The organism is Vibrio sp. SCSIO 43097 (genome assembly GCF_023650755.1).
Taxonomy (GTDB): Bacteria; Pseudomonadota; Gammaproteobacteria; order Enterobacterales; family Vibrionaceae; genus Vibrio; species Vibrio alginolyticus.
This window is the reverse complement of sequence record NZ_CP071841.1, coordinates 1,355,684-1,373,623: the sequence shown is the minus strand read 5'-3', so window position 1 is coordinate 1,373,623 and position 17,940 is coordinate 1,355,684. Positions and strand designations below refer to the sequence as shown.

At 45.0% G+C, this 17,940-nt stretch carries 15 protein-coding genes and 1 pseudogene; 8 read left to right on the top strand and 8 right to left on the bottom strand.

The features are described from left to right. Positions 1 to 38: 38 nt before the first annotated feature. On the bottom strand, positions 39 to 515 hold the full coding sequence (locus J4N40_RS22590; RefSeq protein ID WP_005374595.1) for an Lrp/AsnC family transcriptional regulator: 477 nt from the start codon (positions 513 to 515) through the stop codon (positions 39 to 41). A 292-nt stretch (positions 516 to 807) separates the two neighbouring features. Beyond that, positions 808 to 1,056 (bottom strand): hypothetical protein, encoded by a 249-nt coding sequence (locus J4N40_RS22585; protein ID WP_005374593.1) that lies wholly within the window; start codon positions 1,054 to 1,056, stop codon positions 808 to 810. Between the two features lie 358 nt (positions 1,057 to 1,414). Here J4N40_RS22585 and J4N40_RS22580 point away from each other — a divergent pair. Continuing rightward, positions 1,415 to 1,690, top strand: a pseudogene (locus J4N40_RS22580) (GNAT family N-acetyltransferase); the annotation flags it as partial. A 5-nt stretch (positions 1,691 to 1,695) separates the two neighbouring features. Then, a complete protein-coding gene (locus J4N40_RS22575; protein ID WP_064355019.1) occupies positions 1,696 to 2,130 on the top strand; it encodes a hypothetical protein in 435 nt (144 codons plus the stop codon). A 91-nt stretch (positions 2,131 to 2,221) separates the two neighbouring features. Here the strand turns inward: J4N40_RS22575 and J4N40_RS22570 are convergent, their stop codons facing one another. Beyond that, complete coding sequence (locus J4N40_RS22570) at positions 2,222 to 2,461, bottom strand: RNA recognition motif domain-containing protein (protein ID WP_005374587.1); 240 nt, start codon at positions 2,459 to 2,461, stop codon at positions 2,222 to 2,224. Between the two features lie 148 nt (positions 2,462 to 2,609). Between J4N40_RS22570 and J4N40_RS22565 the strand changes: the two genes are divergently transcribed. Next, a complete protein-coding gene (locus tag J4N40_RS22565; protein ID WP_017820066.1) occupies positions 2,610 to 3,143 on the top strand; it encodes a GNAT family N-acetyltransferase in 534 nt (177 codons plus the stop codon). A gap of 124 nt (positions 3,144 to 3,267) precedes the next feature. Here J4N40_RS22565 and putP read toward each other — a convergent pair whose 3' ends face one another. From putP to J4N40_RS22545, 4 genes are all read right to left on the bottom strand, one after another. Beyond that, positions 3,268 to 4,761, bottom strand: a complete 1,494-nt coding sequence (gene putP / locus J4N40_RS22560; RefSeq protein WP_005374582.1) for a sodium/proline symporter PutP — start codon at positions 4,759 to 4,761, stop codon at positions 3,268 to 3,270. A 136-nt stretch (positions 4,762 to 4,897) separates the two neighbouring features. Continuing rightward, positions 4,898 to 5,605 carry a delta-1-pyrroline-5-carboxylate dehydrogenase gene (locus J4N40_RS22555; RefSeq protein WP_005392153.1) on the bottom strand — a complete coding sequence of 236 codons (708 nt, stop codon included), beginning with the start codon at positions 5,603 to 5,605 and terminating at the stop codon, positions 4,898 to 4,900. Between the two features lie 11 nt (positions 5,606 to 5,616). Next, positions 5,617 to 8,748: a bifunctional proline dehydrogenase/L-glutamate gamma-semialdehyde dehydrogenase PutA gene (putA, locus tag J4N40_RS22550; protein WP_158173300.1), complete on the bottom strand. Its 3,132-nt coding sequence runs from the start codon at positions 8,746 to 8,748 to the stop codon at positions 5,617 to 5,619. Positions 8,749 to 9,153: 405 nt separating this feature from the next. Next, positions 9,154 to 9,966 carry an AraC family transcriptional regulator gene (locus J4N40_RS22545; RefSeq protein WP_025768702.1) on the bottom strand — a complete coding sequence of 271 codons (813 nt, stop codon included), beginning with the start codon at positions 9,964 to 9,966 and terminating at the stop codon, positions 9,154 to 9,156. Positions 9,967 to 10,937: 971 nt separating this feature from the next. Between J4N40_RS22545 and J4N40_RS22540 the strand changes: the two genes are divergently transcribed. Then, on the top strand, positions 10,938 to 11,657 hold the full coding sequence (locus J4N40_RS22540; protein ID WP_017820063.1) for a helix-turn-helix transcriptional regulator: 720 nt from the start codon (positions 10,938 to 10,940) through the stop codon (positions 11,655 to 11,657). 73 nt (positions 11,658 to 11,730) lie between these two features. Here the strand turns inward: J4N40_RS22540 and pdxH are convergent, their stop codons facing one another. Continuing rightward, the gene (pdxH, locus tag J4N40_RS22535) at positions 11,731 to 12,366 is read right to left on the bottom strand and encodes a pyridoxamine 5'-phosphate oxidase (RefSeq protein ID WP_005374570.1); all 636 of its coding nucleotides are present in this window, start codon (positions 12,364 to 12,366) and stop codon (positions 11,731 to 11,733) included. A gap of 115 nt (positions 12,367 to 12,481) precedes the next feature. Here pdxH and J4N40_RS22530 point away from each other — a divergent pair, with 115 nt between their 5' ends. From J4N40_RS22530 to J4N40_RS22515, 4 genes are all read left to right on the top strand, one after another. Further along, positions 12,482 to 14,356, top strand: coding sequence for a sensor histidine kinase (locus tag J4N40_RS22530; RefSeq protein WP_017634535.1), 1,875 nt, complete (start codon positions 12,482 to 12,484; stop codon positions 14,354 to 14,356). Beyond that, complete coding sequence (locus tag J4N40_RS22525) at positions 14,349 to 15,572, top strand: sigma-54-dependent transcriptional regulator (RefSeq protein ID WP_005383565.1); 1,224 nt, start codon at positions 14,349 to 14,351, stop codon at positions 15,570 to 15,572. The genes J4N40_RS22530 and J4N40_RS22525 overlap by 8 nt, the downstream gene beginning before the upstream one ends. A gap of 173 nt (positions 15,573 to 15,745) precedes the next feature. Continuing rightward, a complete protein-coding gene (locus J4N40_RS22520; RefSeq protein WP_005374562.1) occupies positions 15,746 to 17,137 on the top strand; it encodes an HlyD family type I secretion periplasmic adaptor subunit in 1,392 nt (463 codons plus the stop codon). Positions 17,138 to 17,251: 114 nt separating this feature from the next. Then, a complete protein-coding gene (locus J4N40_RS22515; protein WP_005374561.1) occupies positions 17,252 to 17,935 on the top strand; it encodes a transglutaminase-like cysteine peptidase in 684 nt (227 codons plus the stop codon). The last annotated feature ends 5 nt before the right edge of the window (positions 17,936 to 17,940 follow it).

Here is a 17,940-nt window from a genome sequence, read left to right as displayed (position 1 = left end):
AAGTCACGCTCAATAAGGAGGCTCAACACATGCCTCGCCTAACCAAGGAGCTCGGGATTAACACCAAATCCCGTTTTATGTTCTTCTATGACCACTTCACTACGAGTTTGAATCACGCCCGGAAGCGTGCCTAACTTGCTCGACATAAACTCCTGATACGCTTTCATGCTCTTAACACGAACTTTTATCATGGTATCGAAATCTCCAGAGAGCGAGTAGCACTCTTCAATTTCAGGCATCAATTCCACCGCTTTCGCAAACTTTTCAAAAATAGAAAAACTGGTTTGGTCTAAACGAATATGGATGAATACTTGCACATCCAGCCCCAACTTTTCCGCATTCAACTCTGCATGGTAACCATTGATATACCCTTCTTTTTCTAGCCGCTTTACACGGTCAGAACATGGAGAAGTCGTTAAGTTAATCAGCTTTGCTAGTTCTACAACTGGAATTCTGCCTCTCGAATGAAGCACTCTCAAAATATGTAAATCAATCCGGTCCAATTGATAACTCATTAACCCACTTCCTTGTAACCACTTAGAAAGCATCACATTAATCGTTGCTCAAACAATTGCAAACCATCAAATGTACAGCATGTGAAATTCAGCAGAGAATAACCAGAAAACAACGAAGGAGGGAAAGAGCTATGATTATTGCCGCTCACTTAGTAACCGTGATATGAAGAGAAAAAGCAACCTAGCGGCTCCCGTGGAGTCGCAAATTTGAAAGCGCATGACACGCCTGTATAGATATGTCGTTCGGGCAACGCCGCCCTATTTAGCCATTAATCATGGCTATCACTCAGAGTTAGAGTGCGGCCGATGTATGCCGTGTAGGATGTGGAACAACCTCTCCAATTGCACGATGATTACAACAACGGCAGTAGTATTGAGGCTCCATCTCGTAATAATGTTCACCTGATACAAATTTCGCCATCAGCTGTGTAAAACTCACCATTTTGCCTGTTAACGAGTCAACAGACTGAGGCTCGCAACGCTTCATAATCACTTTATGTTGCGTTGATTTTCTACAAGCTGCGCAATATATATCCGGCATTTCTCTTCTCCCTACTTTTTCGTCCTACTGACAATTGACATATTTTGTTCAAAATAATTCCACAATTAAAAAGCTCCTTTAATTTTTTGTGCCCTATCTTCAAAAAATTGAACGAAAGTATCAAAAAACTGAGACATTGGTCAGACCTCAACTTTTGTACCATCAATATGAGCAAACGTGCTTATGTGTGTAATAATACGACACATTACACATAAGCAATTGTTCGGGCTTATTATTTAGTAAGGCGCATGACAACTTTACAGCTGGCTAGATCAAGCTTTCGAGACGCCTTGTTATCTTGATTTACCCCGCAAACCAGTTGCTAGCAGCTATAGCCGTCTCATCAAGGAAGAAATGCATGACGATACAACCGATTCTCACTACCGAAAGACTCGTCCTCCGGCCATTCAATATCGATGACTGCCAACAAGTGGCTTTACTCGCTGGAGATAAGCGAATTGCTGACATGACAGCAAACATCCCTCATCCTTATGAGCGACCGATGGCGCAAGCATGGATAGATAGGCACGATCCGATGTATCAGCAGCATCAAGGCGTGGCGTACGCTATTACCTTGCGAAACACTGAGGAGTTACTTGGTGCGGTGAGTTTACCGCGTATAGAAGAGGGATATGTCGGATGATCATCCATGAAACTTCACAAAATCTGCCCAAGAACAACCCTTTCTTGCTAGGAACTGTATTGTTGTCGCTGTTCTATTTTTCCTACCTAGCAGACAAGATCGTCGAGTTTGGACTCGTAGCACTCACAATAATAGGATTGAAACTGCTCTCAACGTACTTCACGCGCCGCGCGTTCAATCCTAAAACGCTAGATATCGATGCAAGCACCAACACCTTGAAGTACCGCCAGGGCTCAACGGTTTACTTCCGTCTACCTCTTGATGACATTGTCAAAGTCCAAATACAGAAAGAGTTCTTCTCTAGCAAAAGCTTGATGCTCTACACAGTCAACGACGCTTACCAAGTGCCGAATTCAAACAATTTCGATTCTCTACAGTTAAAGGATTTAATGAAACAACTTGAAGAGAGAATTGATGATCAATCTCGCTAAAACGAAAAGAGAAGACATTCTAGAATGTTGCCAATTTGGTCTCTAAATAGAAAGACAAAAAAGCCAGCAATAACGCTGGCTTTTCTCTGTATTAGTCTTGTGCGACTTTCACGCGAATTTTGCTTTTTTCTACGTTCGTCAAATTCAGTGCTTCAAGAGCAGAAATGGCTTCTGCTTCGTCCGGCATGATGACAAAACCGAAGCCTTTCGACAAACCCGTGTCTTGATCAAGCACTAGCGAACACAGTTCTACTTTGCCGTACGCTGAGAATAATTTGCGGATATCTTGCTCGGTCATGTGACGAGCCAAGTTTCTTACTAAAAGTTTCATAATGAACCTAGTTGGTTTGATAACGGTTCGATTCTCTCAGTTTCTCTCTGGCAAACCAAGTGAATAATATGACGGCGTTGACTAGATCATTCTAAGTACATCTGTTTAAATGATTTTCCGTTCATTTTTCACCCATAGGAGAGTCGGCATGGAAACGAAACGTCTCAAACTCATCCCTGCTTGTTTAGAACGAGCCGAAGAGGCGCATCAAGCTGTCGTTCGCAGCCAAAAGACTCTCGAAGTCTATCTGCCGTGGGTGCCTCATGTGCTGACATTAGAAGCGATGATAGAAGGGACAGAGAAAGCCATCGCAAACTTTGAAAACTTCGAAGAAGAGCTGCGTTACTACATCATTGAAAAGGAAAGCGATCGCTTACTGGGTGCGGTCGGCTTGATGATTCGAGATCCCGACGTACCATCCTTTGAGATAGGTTATTGGTTAGATAATGCTGCCGTTGGCAATGGTTATGTTGCCGAGGCTGTGCTCGAAGTTGAGCGCTATGCGTTTGATGACTTGGGCGCCAAGAGAATCGCAATTCATGCTGATAGCACCAACCAAAAGAGCCGGGCTGTAGCCGAGCGCTGTGGTTATGAGTTCGAAGGAGAGCTCAGAAACGAACGTCTGACTACATCGGGAGAGCTGAGTAACACCGTTATTTACGCCAAAATTCGTCGCGACTAACACTCCAATCTAACCGAGCAATGCTAAGCTTTGATCTCAAGCTACCACCATTAACGTTAATTAAGTTTCAGATAAAACAAAGCCCGCTAAAATAGCGGGCTTTGTGTTCATATACGGGAAGTTACTAGTCTAGTTCAACCAGTTTTTTCTCGAACGACTGGTGTTGGTCTAACACGTCTTGCGCAGCACCACCCGTTGCTTTACTTACCACAATGATGGCAAGCGTAGAGAAGATGATGCCCGGTACGATTTCGTACACATCAAACCAACCGCCTGTTAGCTGCTTCCAAACTACGATAGTGATACCACCAACAAGAATACCTGCTAACGCGCCATTACGGTTCATACCGCTCCAGTAAAGGCTAAGTACAACCGCAGGACCAAATGCCGCACCAAAACCAGCCCAAGCGTAAGATACAAGACCAAGTACTGAGCTATCAGGCGTCATCGCTAGGAATAGCGCAACAAGCGAAATAACGATAACACCGATACGACCAATCATTACGATTTCTTCAGAAGACGCTTCTGGCTTGAATACTTGCTTGTAGAAATCTTCTGCAAGCGCTGAAGATGAAACAAGGAGCTGTGAGTCAGCGGTACTCATTACCGCCGCTAGGATTGCTGCTAACAACATACCCGCAACGACAGGGTGGAATACTGCGTTAACCAATAGCATGAAGATCTTCTCGCCGTCTTCTAGTTGAGTACCCGGATGACCCGTAACCCAAACCAGACCAACAAGACCAACAAGCATTGCACCAACCATAGATAGTGCCGTCCAAATCACTGCGATACGACGTGCAGTTGTTAGATCTTTGTTTGAACGAGACGCTTTAAAACGCGCTAGGATGTGTGGCTGACCAAAGTAACCAAGGCCCCACGCCGCTAGAGAGATAATGGCAATCGCAGACAATGGTTCGCCTTTCGCGTCATTCCATAGCGTTGCAAGTTCTGGGTTGATGTCATGTAGATCAGAACTTAGCTGACCTAAACCACCGTCCATTACCGCTATAGGAACAATCATTAGCGCAGCCGCCATTAGCAGACCTTGCACTAAGTCAGTCCAAGATACCGCTAGGAAACCACCGAATAGTGTGTAAGAAACGACACACACCGTACCGATGATAACAGCGTAGGTGTAATCTAGACCGAATACCGTCTCAAACAGTTTGCCCCCTGCGACCAAACCTGAGCTGGTGTAGAAAAGGAAAAATAGAAGAATGAAAAACGCAGAGATTGTCTGAATCAGTTTCGACTTATCGTTGAAGCGACGTGACAGGAACTCTGGCAACGTTAGCGCGTCAGTTTGGATACTGTAGGTACGGAGGCGTTTTGCACTGATGAGCCAGTTTGCCCATGTACCAAGAAGTAGACCGCCGGCTAACCAGAAGGCCTCGATACCCGCAGCGTACGCATAGCCAGGCAAGCCTAGCAGCAACCAACCACTCATGTCTGAAGCACCTGCAGATAATGCAGCAGGCCACGGACCTAGGCTACGGCCACCTAGGAAGTAGTCAGATGAATTGGAAGTCCTCTTATACGCGTAAACGCCAATAGCAACCATAATCAGTAAATACGCCACAAAAGTGGACGTGATAGCAAAGCTATTTTCTATCATTAGATAGTCCTCGTTATAATTATTTCCTTCCTTGCCTGCCCTGATATTTTACCGTCTCAGCAATACATCAGAGTATAAAAAACCAATCTGGACCGGCTCTCAGTCCAGTTACTCCAGATTGGCATTACAAGTCAGGTTAGTGAGTTTCGTTCCCCAACTCGAGTAGAGTTGCGTTACCACCCACCGCGGTAATATTTATCGTTCGAGTGCGCTCAGTAATGAAGCGCAACGAGAGATGAGGATCATGAGCCAATTTCGGTGACTCTAAATCCGTTTCAGAAACTAAGCCGACGATTGCACCGTCACGCTTAGCTAGTTGAAGATTGAGCGCATGCTCAATCTGTGAACGCCCAACATAACCCACACTACGTACATCGCTCTCAAGCAACGGGGCAGACGCATCGTACGCAACAACCTGGACTAAGTTAGATGGGAAGTTTGCCAACGCTACAGCTTGCTTAACCAATTGGTTTAGCTCTGCATTGTCACTGCAAACGACCACACTGTTGCCTGCAATTAAGGCACAGGTGATCATCGCAAAAGCACTGTATAACGCATTATCAGCAGGCTCGATGTTGTTTTCACAAATCACCAAAGCCACACCGCGTCCTGCGGCATACAGTTCGTTAGTTTCCCCTGTAGGGCCAACTAACTGGTGAGTTTCTGCAAGAAGAGCTGATGCTTGTTGCAAGTGGTAAGAAACCACTTTGGCAACGGTAGACTGCTGCCCTTCTAGTGCAGATTTAAATGCCAGAACATGCTCGCATTTGTAATCAAAATCAGTCAGATTCCACTGCTCCCACGCAGAGAATGCATCTTTAAAATAGGTGATCTGATGAACCATAATGCGACTCCTTATGCGTTTTCTGCTTGAGCAAGAAGATGTTGAGTAAATCGGAATAGGTAGTGTGGACCACCAGCTTTCGGGCCAGTACCTGACAAGCCTTGACCACCAAACGGCTGTACACCAACCACAGCACCAACTTGGTCTCGGTTGATGTAGCAGTTACCTACTCGAGCATGCTTCTCAATCCAACGGTACGTGGTTTCGTTACGGCTATGGATACCCATCGTCAAGCCAAAACCCGTTTTGTTGATCTGCGCAACCACGTTCGGTAATTCAGACGCTTTAAAGCGAACAATGTGCAAGATTGGACCAAATTGTTCTTCTTTCAGCACATCGATGCCCGAGATTTCAAACGCACTTGGTGAGACAAAGTCACCATGCTGGCACGATTCATCCAGCTGTAGCTGAGCGACTTTAGTCTGTGTTTTGCTCATTTGCTCAAGGTGAGCGAGGAGTTTTTGTTTAGCATTGCTGTCGATAACCGGACCAACATCTGTTTTGTGTAGGTAAGGTAAACCAACATGCAGTTCATTCATCGCACCCTGAATCAGGTTGATCATACGGTCTGCTACATCTTCTTGTACAAATAGAACACGAAGGGCAGAACAACGCTGACCAGCAGATGCAAACGCCGAACGAATCACATCACGCACCACCTGCTCTGGCAATGCAGTACTGTCCACAATCATTGCGTTTTGGCCACCTGTTTCCGCAATAAACGGAACCGGTTTCGCGCTGCGCTCCGCAAGCGTAACGTTAATGCGTTGCGCCGTTGCCGTTGAGCCCGTGAATGCCACACCAGCAATAGCATCATGAGAAGTCAGTGCATGACCAATCTCAGCGCCGCGACCAGTAAGTAACTGAATCACACCTGCAGGGAAACCAGCATCCAGCATTAGTTCAATAGCGCGAGCGGCAATTAAGCTTGTTTGCTCAGCAGGTTTTGCAACCACTGTGTTACCCGCAATCAGTGCTGCCGTCACCTGACCAAGGAAGATAGCCAACGGGAAGTTCCAAGGGCTGATACACACAAACACACCAAGACCTTCACGGCTAGAAATGCGTTTCACACCATCAAAGCCTTCTAGCTCAAATGGCTGTAGGTTTTGCGCTTGTTTCGCGTAATAACGACAGAAATCCACCGCTTCACGAACTTCATCAATGCTATCGTGAATCGTTTTACCCGCTTCTTTGTGACAAATCGCCACCAGCTCAGCCAGGTTTTCTTCCATTAAGTCAGCAAGCTTTTCTAAACAAGCCGCTTTTTGCTCAACAGGAACGGTTTTCCAATCAGAGAAAGCAGTTTGCGCCGCATCAATTGCAGCGGAAACGTGATCAAGAGTTGCAAATGCCACTTTGCCGACTTCAATTCGGCGATCGTATGGTGCGGTGATGATCTCAGCCGCATTTTCCTTGATCATGCTTTCGGCAAAGCGTTCACCATTGATCATCGGGCCTGCAACCCACTGGTTGTCCATGAAGCTTTCGACCTGAGCTTCAAATGGCTTCGCTTCACTGTCGATGTCGATGTTGACGCCATATGAGTTCTTACGCTCAGGGAAAATGTCGGCAGGCAATGGAATTTTGTCGTTGTGTAGCGTGTCAAAACCCGTCAACACATCCACAGGGTGATGGGTCAACTCATAAATCGGACAACGCGCATCAACTAGACGGTGTACAAACGAGCTGTTCGCACCATTTTCAAGCAAACGACGAACCAAGTACGGAAGAAGATCAGCATGGCTACCGACAGGAGCATAAATACGTACTGGCTGACCGTACATTTTCATAACATGGTTATACAGTGAATCACCCATACCATGCAGGCGCTGGAACTCGTATTCTTTGTGCTCCGCCATGACAGCAATTGCCGTCACCGTGTGAGCATTGTGGCTTGCAAATTGTGGGTAGATATTACCGCGAACACCTTCGCTAAGTAGGAAACGAGCACAAGCTAGGTATGCAACGTCCGTCGCTTCTTTGCGAGTGTATACTGGGTAATTTGCATAACCCGCTTGTTGAGACCACTTGATTTCGCTGTCCCAGTACGCGCCTTTAACCAAACGCAGAGGAATAACGTCACCTTGTTCTTTTGCGAGTGCATTTAGCCACACCAAGACTGGTAGCGCACGTTTTGAGTAGGCTTGAATAACCAAACCAAACTTGCCCCAACCCTTCACAAGATCGCTACGGTATACTTTCTCAAATAGCTTCAGGGAAAGCTCAAGGCGATCCGCTTCTTCTGCATCGATTGTGATTGCAACGTCGACTTCAATTGCACGTTTCAATAGCTGCATTAGTGAGTCATACAACTCTGTCATTACACGTTCTTCATTTGCGACTTCGTAGCGCGGGTGTAATGCAGAAAGCTTGATGGAAATCGAAGGCGCAGGGCTGGTGTCGTTACCGTAAGTCTCGCGACCCACCGCTTCGATCGCCATTAGGTAATCTTTGAAGTACTTGTTCGCGTCCGCTGTAGTTAACGCCGCCTCACCCAACATATCAAACGAGTAGGTGAAACCTTTGTCGCGCATTGGACGACCGTTCTTCTGCGCTTCTTCGATCGTACGACCACGAACAAACTGGTGACCCATGATCTTCATTGCCTGATACATGGCTTTACGAATCACAGGCTCAGAGAATTTATTTACCAGACGGTTTACAGCCTGACCTGGGCTCTGGGTGCCTTGCTCACCAAGACCAACCACTTTACCTGTTAGCATGAGGCCCCATGTTGATGCGTTAACAAACACAGAGTCAGAGTTTTTCAGGTGAGATTTCCAGTCTGCGACACTCAACTTATCTTTAATCAAAGAATCTGCTGTCGCGGCATCTGGGATGCGCATTAATGCTTCTGCAAGACACATCAGCAAGATACCTTCTTGAGTATCTAAGCTGTATTCCAGCAATAAAGCATCAATCATCTGGATTGACTTCTTATCGGCACGAATGGCTTCGATAAGGTGGGTAGTTTGGGTAGTGATCGCCGATTTTTCATCCTCTGTCGGCGTCGCTAGTGGCAATAGTTGCTCTAGCCATTGAGACTCGTCCACCATATATAATGGCGAGATCAGTGACCACAACTTATCAAGCGGCTGCCCGATAAATTCCGGTGTCAACACGTTCGTAGCTGTAAACATGTGTGTTCCTCAATCTCACTCCTCGAAAACCGCTTCGAGGATTATCAATGGCTGGCAGTGTATTTTGAGGCCGATAAGAATACTTGTCAAAAACTACGACATTTTTGCCAAAAACTCGCTTTTATAACAAAACATCCACATAGTCACATTCAAATAGGTAATATTTTGTGTTGTAAATTTTAATTTTTTCATTGCATTCACAACAAAATATTAAGAATATCAATAAGATTTTTGTGAAGAGCTCGTTCTAAGAGAAAATGTAGGATCAAGTGGCATATCAGCCACTGCAAAGAACAGAGAATTTAAAAAAACGAGTGATAGGTCACGTGAATAAAACATAAAAAAACCACGCATAGTGCATGGCTTTATTCTAATTGATGATTATTTGACCTAAAAAACGCGTTGTTATCCAACTTGTTTTTTATAACGGGAAGGTGATATTCCCTGTAAGCGAGTAAAAGTATGAGTAAAAGTACTCTGGCTTGAGAAGCCAGTAAACTCGGCAATTTGCCCTAAAGAAAGGTGCCCTTGCTCGATTAATTCACGAGCCATGTCGATTCGCTTTCCGAGAACATATTGATGAGGTGTAATCCCCATCTGCTCTTTAAACAAGCAATGGAACTGACTTTCCCCAAGAAACACTCGCCCGGCCAATTGAGCCACACTAATCTTATGACTCAGGTGCTGCTCAATGTAACGATCTATCGCCTCCAAATCAAAGCGCGACTCTTTTCGACTGGTCTCAAATGCCGAGATATGGCGCTGCATTAACGCAATCACAGTGTCGTTACACGCACGACTTAACAGCAGGTCATCCGGATGGTTTCGCATTTCCTGAACCAACATCTGTATCAGCTTCTGAATTTGACTATCTAACTGGAAGTAGACATGGTCTCTCTCCAGGTTATTGATTTTTTGAAGCATTTCAGGATCATCATTTGTCGGTTTGGGCATATTCAGCACCAAAATATCCGATTGATTGATGACGCCACCGAAAGCATGATCAGAGCATGCGGTAACCACACAACCTTGACCAGGGCCGACAAGATTACCTCGCCCGCGCACTTCAAATTCGGCTTGCCCTTTTAAACCAATCACGATCTGCGTATAAGAATGATCGTGGCAATCCATATAAGACGGAAGTGTGATCAGCTCCGCCGGCTTTGGCAGCATAATCTCTTGATATGAAAGGATTTTTTGATTATCTGAATCACTCATTTTAAACAGTCGTCTTTACACGGTCAGCTTACGTCTTCGCATCATATACCTTCTTTGTTGGGTTGCAACTTTTACCCAACTCAATCGACAAGATCAAATCAGCATGATCAAGTTCATTTACATGATCATAGTTCCGGAACGATGATCATGCGAGGTTAATTTACGGTCAGTGAGCAACCAATTTTATTAACAAAAACGGATAGATAGGCAACACCTTACGTATGCATAATCAATCAATGTAAAGATCCTTATTACCGAACAATCCGTTATTTTGTAAAACATCGTGCTCCATATTAGATAAGTCGCCCCTGAAACGGATCGAAACCCACTCTTAAGCTTAATATAGAGGGATTTCCCCCCTTACTAATATGCCTCTGATTCAATACATTAGTTATCGAGCTTTAAGATGCATACGATCTAAAGCTCTCGGTATCTCATTGATACCTCTAACTTACTTAGCAGACCCTCGCTAGGTAATTTAGAACCTCTTCTACACGTCGACAAGATTATATCTTGTGTTGCCAGCCCGTCTTCAGGCTGGCTTTTTTTTCGCTTCTCAACAATGAAAACAATGGCATAAGCTGATATCATAGCGTTTGTCTCACTGTCCCTCTCATATGCTTAGGTGCTGCTCTTTCGCTCACAAGTGATATGAACGTCAACCACATTACAACTGAGTTGTAGGAAGCATGATCAAGGACGATACGAGTTGTAAGCCGAACATTGGCGGACATCCGTGAGCGCACATATCTGTAATGAAACAGACCATTTTCCCAATTAAACTCTTCGTTCCATTTCGTCGTTGTCTATGACTACCTGACGAAAACATCGAACACCACGAATTTAATTGGATTGAGCGCCAATCAACGAACGTGTTCTAGCAACGTAACTGCCTACTTGGCAACATCAATACGAGCCATGTAACACGGACGTCTCTGTATTGGTAAAAGCAGTATGTAGTGAGTCCTTTTGTGAATATTTCAGTCGATACCATAGAACAATCCCTCCTTAAACAGCTACCAGGTTGTTGGGGATGCAAAGATAAAGATTCGGTATTCCTATACGTAAACCAGGAATACGCAGAACTGTTAGGGCACACGTCGCCCGAGGAGTGCTTGGGTAAAACTGATTTTGATATGGCCAGCCCAACCACTGAATGCGCGCAAGAATTTCAACGCCAAGATAAACACGTTCTCGAAACTGGCGAGTCACTAAAAATTCTGGATATCCACCCTTATCCAGATGGCCGCTGGCGAGCACATATATTTACTAAAACACCGTGGCGAGATGACAAAGGCGACATCGTAGGCACCATTTTCTACGGAAGGGAACTCACCGACACCGCCGTGATTGAAGTCGGGTATTGGGTTTGTCGTGCAATCAGTACCAACCCAAATCAACAATCCATCTTTCGTTTTTCTGACTTACAACCAAAACCAGAGAAGCTCACATGCCGCGAGCAAGAAACGCTTTTCCTCTTGCTCTATGGCAAAAAGCCTCAATTTATCTCTCAGGTCATGGGCATATCAACAAAAACCGTTGAAGGTCACGTCGCACGCTTACGTAATAAGTTTGCAGCGAACAGCAAGAACGAGCTAATAGATAAAGCAATGGAAGCAGGCTACGGCTCTGTTGTACCCAAAACGCTGCTTAAGCATCAATTATCGGTTGTGTTGAATGGAGAGCGATAATTCGCATCGCTTCCACCTACAAAAACACCGCCCCAATTCGGCGGTGTTTGTTTATTCATGAGGGACCATAAGCCTATGGCGCTAAACGATCAATGTCCCAACTTCCATCATGCTGGGAGAAAAGAAAACGATCGTGAAGGCGATGTTCGCCACCTTGCCAAAATTCGATGCTCTTTGGTTTTACGCGAAAGCCACCCCAAAAGGTTGGTACTGGTATTTCACCCTTAGCAAACTTCTGTTTTAGCTCTAAAAACTTACCTTCCAACACACCTCTGGCAGAAATACGGCTACTTTGTTTGCTCGCGATTGCGGCCAACTGGCTCTCTTTAGGACGAGAAGTAAAGTATTTCATATTCTCTACGGCGGTAAGCTTTTCAGCCACACCAGTAATATGAACTTGGCGCTCTAACGGATGCCAAGGGAAGTGCAAACTAATATTGCTGTTATGCTCTAGCTGCTGGGCCTTGCGACTGCCTAGGTTGGTGTAAAACACAAAACCATCTTTGTCGACGTTTTTCAATAGAACAATGCGTTGAAACGGCATGCCATTTTCATCAACCGTTGCAACTGTCATCGCTGTCGGGTCCGTTAAACCCGCTTCAACTGCTTGCTCTAGCCACAGATTAAATTGATCAATAGGATCAGCTTTCAAATCTTTACGACGCAGCCCACCTTTGGTGTACTCACGACGAATATCAGCAAGTTCCATCTTTACTCCTTCACTCGTTTTTGTCGATTGTGCTCCCGATACTGAGGAAATACAAGGACATCATTGTGCTTGTTATCGTTGCCGCTCACAGCATCACAGTGCGTCATTTGATACCATGACACAAAAAACCAGTGAGCCGATCGTGAACTTACTCAACCCCAAAGCCCTACGTCATTTTTTACTGCTACTGTGTGCCGTCGGCATTTCAGGGCTTGCGCTTACTCATCATTACGCAACTCAATACCAACATGATCAATGGCAACAAAAGCTAGAGAGACAAGCCGCGCAAGTGTCACAAGAAGTGGACTACGAACTGGCAAAGTTTGAACAGATACCAAACCTATTAAGTCACGACCCAAGACTACTCAAAGCAGTCGAACGCGGAACGCCCTCTCAAGAGCTCAACCTACTGTTATCAGATTGGTTGAAGCAAAGTTTGGCCGATACGATTTACGTTCATGACCGCACCGGGTTAGTCATAGCCTCAAGTAACTTTCAGCAAGAAGATACGTTTGTTGGCTCTAGCTTTAGCTATCGCCCCTATTTTAAAAATGCGCGACGCGGTGAGCCCGCTCAATATGTTGGATTAGGCGTGCGCTCGAATAAACGTGGGTACTTCTTCTCATCTCCGCTGTGGGTAAATGAGGAAGTCGTTGGCGTGATCACAGTAAAAGTGAACTTGGAGCAATTAGAACAGCGCCTTTCGCAAACCACGACTGACGTACTCATTACAGATAAACACAATGTCGTGTTTATGAGCAATTTACCAGACTGGCGCTATCGTGCACTTTTCCCACTGTCATCGAGTGCAATAAATGAACTTACCGAAACGCGTCAATATGGCGATACCTTACCCGAATATTTTGGTGAGTTAACGGCACATAGTGGTGTCACGGAGTTTGATGACAATCAATTGCTTCTATCACCAAATTACCTCGCATACGCAACACACTTATTGGATAAAGGGTTTCGCGTCGTTGCCTTAATTAACCACAACAGCGTTCTTGCCGCCGTTTTACAGGCCGATATCGTCTTCCTGATCTTATATGCGCTCATTGCTCTAATTGCGTTAGCGTGGTTCCAAACCCTAGTTAACAAAGCACGCCTTGCCCATCTCAATGTGAGCCTAGAAGAAAAAGTAGTGCAACGGACACTAGTTCTGAGTGAAGCCAACCAAAAACTACAACAGACCATCCGCCAATATGAGCAAAGCCAACAAGAGCTTAAACAAACACAACAAGAACTGACGCAAGCCGCGAAATTGGCACTGTTGGGCGAGCTATCAGCCAGTATTAATCATGAGATAAATCAGCCACTTTCCGCACTAAGAACCTATACCGAAAACTCGCAGCGTTTGTTGGCAATGGAAAAATACCCAATGGTCGCTGACAATTTGGGCAAAATGCTGACACTCAATGACACCATTTCGGAAGTCATTGCCCGCTTAAAAGTCTTTACTCGGAAAGCCACGCACGATTCACACAATGAAATCTCAGTACTGCACGACGCGGTACATACTGCCACCAGCATTTTGAGCAACAAGCTTATTAAGCAAGGAGTAACACTAAAAGTTCCGGCCATCGACTATGATGTGAAGCTGGCCATTCACAGCGTTGAATTAGAACAAGTGCTGATAAACCTCTTCCACAACGCCGCACAAGCGATGGAAAACCACTGTATCGATCCGCAAATATCCATTGCTGTTCAGTGTCATGATGACAGTTGCGACATTCTTGTTTCCGATAACGGACCAGGGATGTCAGACGAAGCCCTAGCAAAAGTGTTCGACCCATTTTTTACGACTAAGCCGGAGGGTCTTGGATTAGGTTTAACAATCTCCAAGCGGATTATAGAGAGCTATCACGGCTCCCTCTGTGCCTATAAACATCAGAACACAGAACAACAAGCAGGAGGGATGACCTTTATCGTGACGCTACCAATAGTCAATCAGAATAAACGTACCCCAGAAGTGGAAAACGACCATGAATAACCCAGTTTTCTTTGTTGATGACGAACCACACATTCGTGATGCCGTGTCTCAAGCCCTGCTGATTGAAGGGATAGACGTCACCTGCTTACCAAACGCAGTAGAAGCCTTACGCGTAATCGACTCAAATACGCCTGCGATTATCATTACCGATATCCATATGCCCGTGATGGATGGCTTGGAGTTTATGCGAACTTTGCGAAGCAAAAACGATCACTTTCAATTCATCGTACTTACTGGACATGGAGATGTGAAAACCGCGGTAGATGCGATGAAAAGCGGCGCGTACGACTTTCTAGAAAAACCGTTTTCAACGGAACAGCTCATGAAATCGCTCAACAATGCCAGCGATAAACTGAACTTGTTGCAAGAAAACATCTGGCTTAAGAAAGAGCTCGACATGCAAACTCATGTTGGTCCGAAAATGATTGGTCACAGTAAGGCCATGGTGAGCATTCGTCGCGCCTTGATCAGTGCGCCCACAAGCCAGCCGCTCATTTTTGTAGGTCAAGATGGTACGGGTCGGCGACTCGCTGCACAATTTGCCCACGACATACATGCAACACCGGATAGTGAGCTAATCGCCGCTTCTGGTGAAGACCTTTATGAGCTTTCATTAGAAGCGCTCGACAAAGCCATACACCGCTTAAGTGAAGGAAAACGCCACTGCAGTTTGTACTTACATAGCGCAGAGCATGTGTCATTTGAGCAATGGGAATACTTATTCAAGCACCCAAAACTTGAACGTGTTTTTGGCGCGACCACCCAAGCCGAGCCGCCTCTAAAATCCCTGGCGACTCTAATTCACTTACCGACGCTCGATGAAAGAAAGGAAGATATAGGGCCTTTATACAAGCACTTTGTGCGCCACACCGCGAGCCGATATCAGTTACAGCCGCCACATATCAGCCTAGAAGAGGTCAAACACCTCACCAGTCTCGAATGGCCAGAAAACGTTAAGCAGCTACGCCAATTTGCTGAACTTCGTGCCCTCAAGCCAGATACTTTTAGAATGGAAGATTGGAACAGTGAGAAAAGTCTTGAAATTCAGAGTATGACTCAGCGCACAGAATACTTTGAATATTGCTTGTTATTCGATGCATTGCAAAGACATCGCGGCAGACTCAAAGAGGTTCAACTAGAATTACAGGTATCACGCAAAACCTTGTACGACAAACTAAAAAAACATCAGTTGGATAAAGCCAAGTTCAAGGCGTAATAGCTATACTCCGGCGCTAATTATGCTTTTGTTTGATTTAGAAAGTGTAAGAAAGCTCATTTGAAGAGAGAATAACCCTCTTCTCATATTTTATTAGCCGAGCATGCTGACACGATCGGTTAATAATAATAAGATCAAAAAGATAATCCGTAATTATATAAGCAGGGACTGTGATGAGCCGAGATAACTACAACAAACTCAACGATGAAGAGTTGGATTTTGTTGATGACAAAACTGCAGCATTGCTCCTCAATACCCCCAACAGCGCGCGTTTTATGCTTTGGGTTATGGTGCTATTTTTCATTGCAGCAATAGGTTGGGCATCTTGGGCTGAAATCGACAAAGTCACGGTTGGTCAAGGCAAAGTGATTCCCTCCTCACAGATACAAGTAGTCCAAAACTTAGAAGGTGGCTTAGTCAAAGAAATCTTGGTCAAAGAAGGTCAGTTGGTTGAAAAAGGCCAACAGTTACTGCTTATCGACGACACCCGCTTTCGCTCAGATTTTCGTGAACGTGAGCAACAAGTTGCCAACCTTACCGCATCTGTGCTGCAACTATCCGCTTCTATTAACAGTGTTGCCGTTAATCGTGATTTTGAAACGGAAAACTGGCGTCAAAGTGTACTACTTGATTACGGTAAACTGACCTTCCCACCAACCTTGGAAGAGACTCGACCTCAACTCACACAGCGTCAAAAAGCAGAATATCGCGAAGATCTAGATAATTTACGCAACCAACTTTCTGTTATTGACCAACAAGTGCAGCAAAAGCAGCAGGACTTGGTAGAGATCCAAGCACGAGTAAGGAACTTGCGTCAAAGCTACCAATACGCGAAAAAAGAACTCGATATCACCAAACCTTTGGCAGACGAGGGCGTTGTTCCTCGTATTGAACTGCTCAAATTACAGCGCCAAGTCAACGATACCCGTCGTGAAATGACGTCCAGTGAGCTCAAGATTCCCGTATTGCAATCAGCGATTCGAGAATCCATGCTCAACCGTATTGATGTTGCACTCAAATTCCGCTCTGAACAGCAAGAGAAACTCAACAGCGCCCAAGACCAGTTATCTGCTTTGGTTGAATCAGCGGTGGGCTTGGAAGATAGAGTAAACCGAACGGTTGTGAATTCGCCAGTAACAGGCAAAATCAAAACACTGAACATCAATACTGTCGGTGGTGTTATCCAACCTGGTATGGATATCGTCGAGATCGTACCAACAGAAGACACACTATTGGTAGAGGCGAAAATTGCGCCAAAAGACATCGCATTTTTACGCCCAGATCTTCATGCTATCGTGAAATTTACAGCTTACGACTTCACAAAGTACGGCGGTTTAGAGGGAGAGTTGGAACATATCAGCGCGGATACCACTCAAGATGAAGAAGGCAACAGCTTCTACATTGTTCGTGTACGCACCGAAAAAACAAACTTTGGTCAAGATGCAGATTTACCAATCATTCCAGGAATGACAGCATCGGTCGATATCATCACAGGGAAGCGAACCGTTTTGGAATATCTACTTAAACCGATTTTAAGTGCCAAAACGAACGCCTTGAAGGAGTAAACCACATTAAGATACTCGCGATAGGGAGTATTGAGCGATAAGTGATTAAATAAAAAGCACTTATTTCTCACTGACGAACTCTCTAGAAGAGTATACTTGTGATACGAGTCGAATATGCGATCCAATTTGCAGCGTAAAGTTACATTATTAATCAGCTTAAGTTGTTTGTCGTTCCAACTTGGTGCGCTGAACAGTAAAGAACAACGATGGGTCAATACGGTCACAGCGGTGTACGGCGAACGTGCGGGATTGCGCGTAAATACATGGCGAAAGAACCTCGACTTATTTAAACAATTAGAGACTCATGAACAGCTCGCTGGCGTTAACGACTTTTTTAATCAGCTGTATTTCGTTGACGACATAAAACTGTGGGGAAAGACAGATTATTGGGCTACGCCACTCGAATTTTTAGGGAGTAACGCAGGAGACTGTGAAGATTTCACTATTGCTAAGTACTTCTCTTTACTCGAGCTAGGAATACCAGATTCAAAGATGCGGTTAATATACGTAAAAGCCATCGAACTGAATCAGTTTCACATGGTATTAGCTTACTACCCTACCCCAAGTTCTGAGCCGCTCATTCTCGATAATATCAATCCTGACATTGTCCGAGCCTCTAAGCGTAGCGACTTGCTACCGATATACAGTTTTAATGGTACAAACCTGTGGTTGATGAAGTCATCTGCTAGCACTGGAGAGCTGGCAGGGAAAGCATCACGGTTGAGCCTTTGGAATGACTTACGCTCGCGCGAACGTAAGTTGCAGTTAAATAAACCTAAAATTAACTATGACGAGTGAGAAAC

Coding starts and splice junctions, on each gene's coding strand:
- J4N40_RS22555 (WP_005392153.1), bottom strand. CDS start 5,605: ATGGTTCATCAGATCACCTATTTTAAAGATGCATTCTCTGCGTGGGAG.
- J4N40_RS22590 (WP_005374595.1), bottom strand. CDS start 515: ATGAGTTATCAATTGGACCGGATTGATTTACATATTTTGAGAGTGCTT.
- J4N40_RS22585 (WP_005374593.1), bottom strand. CDS start 1,056: ATGCCGGATATATATTGCGCAGCTTGTAGAAAATCAACGCAACATAAA.
- J4N40_RS22570 (WP_005374587.1), bottom strand. CDS start 2,461: ATGAAACTTTTAGTAAGAAACTTGGCTCGTCACATGACCGAGCAAGAT.
- putP (WP_005374582.1), bottom strand. CDS start 4,761: ATGATAGAAAATAGCTTTGCTATCACGTCCACTTTTGTGGCGTATTTA.
- J4N40_RS22530 (WP_017634535.1), top strand. CDS start 12,482: ATGACACAAAAAACCAGTGAGCCGATCGTGAACTTACTCAACCCCAAA.
- J4N40_RS22545 (WP_025768702.1), bottom strand. CDS start 9,966: ATGAGTGATTCAGATAATCAAAAAATCCTTTCATATCAAGAGATTATG.
- J4N40_RS22525 (WP_005383565.1), top strand. CDS start 14,349: ATGAATAACCCAGTTTTCTTTGTTGATGACGAACCACACATTCGTGAT.
- J4N40_RS22515 (WP_005374561.1), top strand. CDS start 17,252: ATGCGATCCAATTTGCAGCGTAAAGTTACATTATTAATCAGCTTAAGT.
- putA (WP_158173300.1), bottom strand. CDS start 8,748: ATGTTTACAGCTACGAACGTGTTGACACCGGAATTTATCGGGCAGCCG.
- J4N40_RS22575 (WP_064355019.1), top strand. CDS start 1,696: ATGATCATCCATGAAACTTCACAAAATCTGCCCAAGAACAACCCTTTC.
- pdxH (WP_005374570.1), bottom strand. CDS start 12,366: ATGGAACTTGCTGATATTCGTCGTGAGTACACCAAAGGTGGGCTGCGT.
- J4N40_RS22565 (WP_017820066.1), top strand. CDS start 2,610: ATGGAAACGAAACGTCTCAAACTCATCCCTGCTTGTTTAGAACGAGCC.
- J4N40_RS22520 (WP_005374562.1), top strand. CDS start 15,746: ATGAGCCGAGATAACTACAACAAACTCAACGATGAAGAGTTGGATTTT.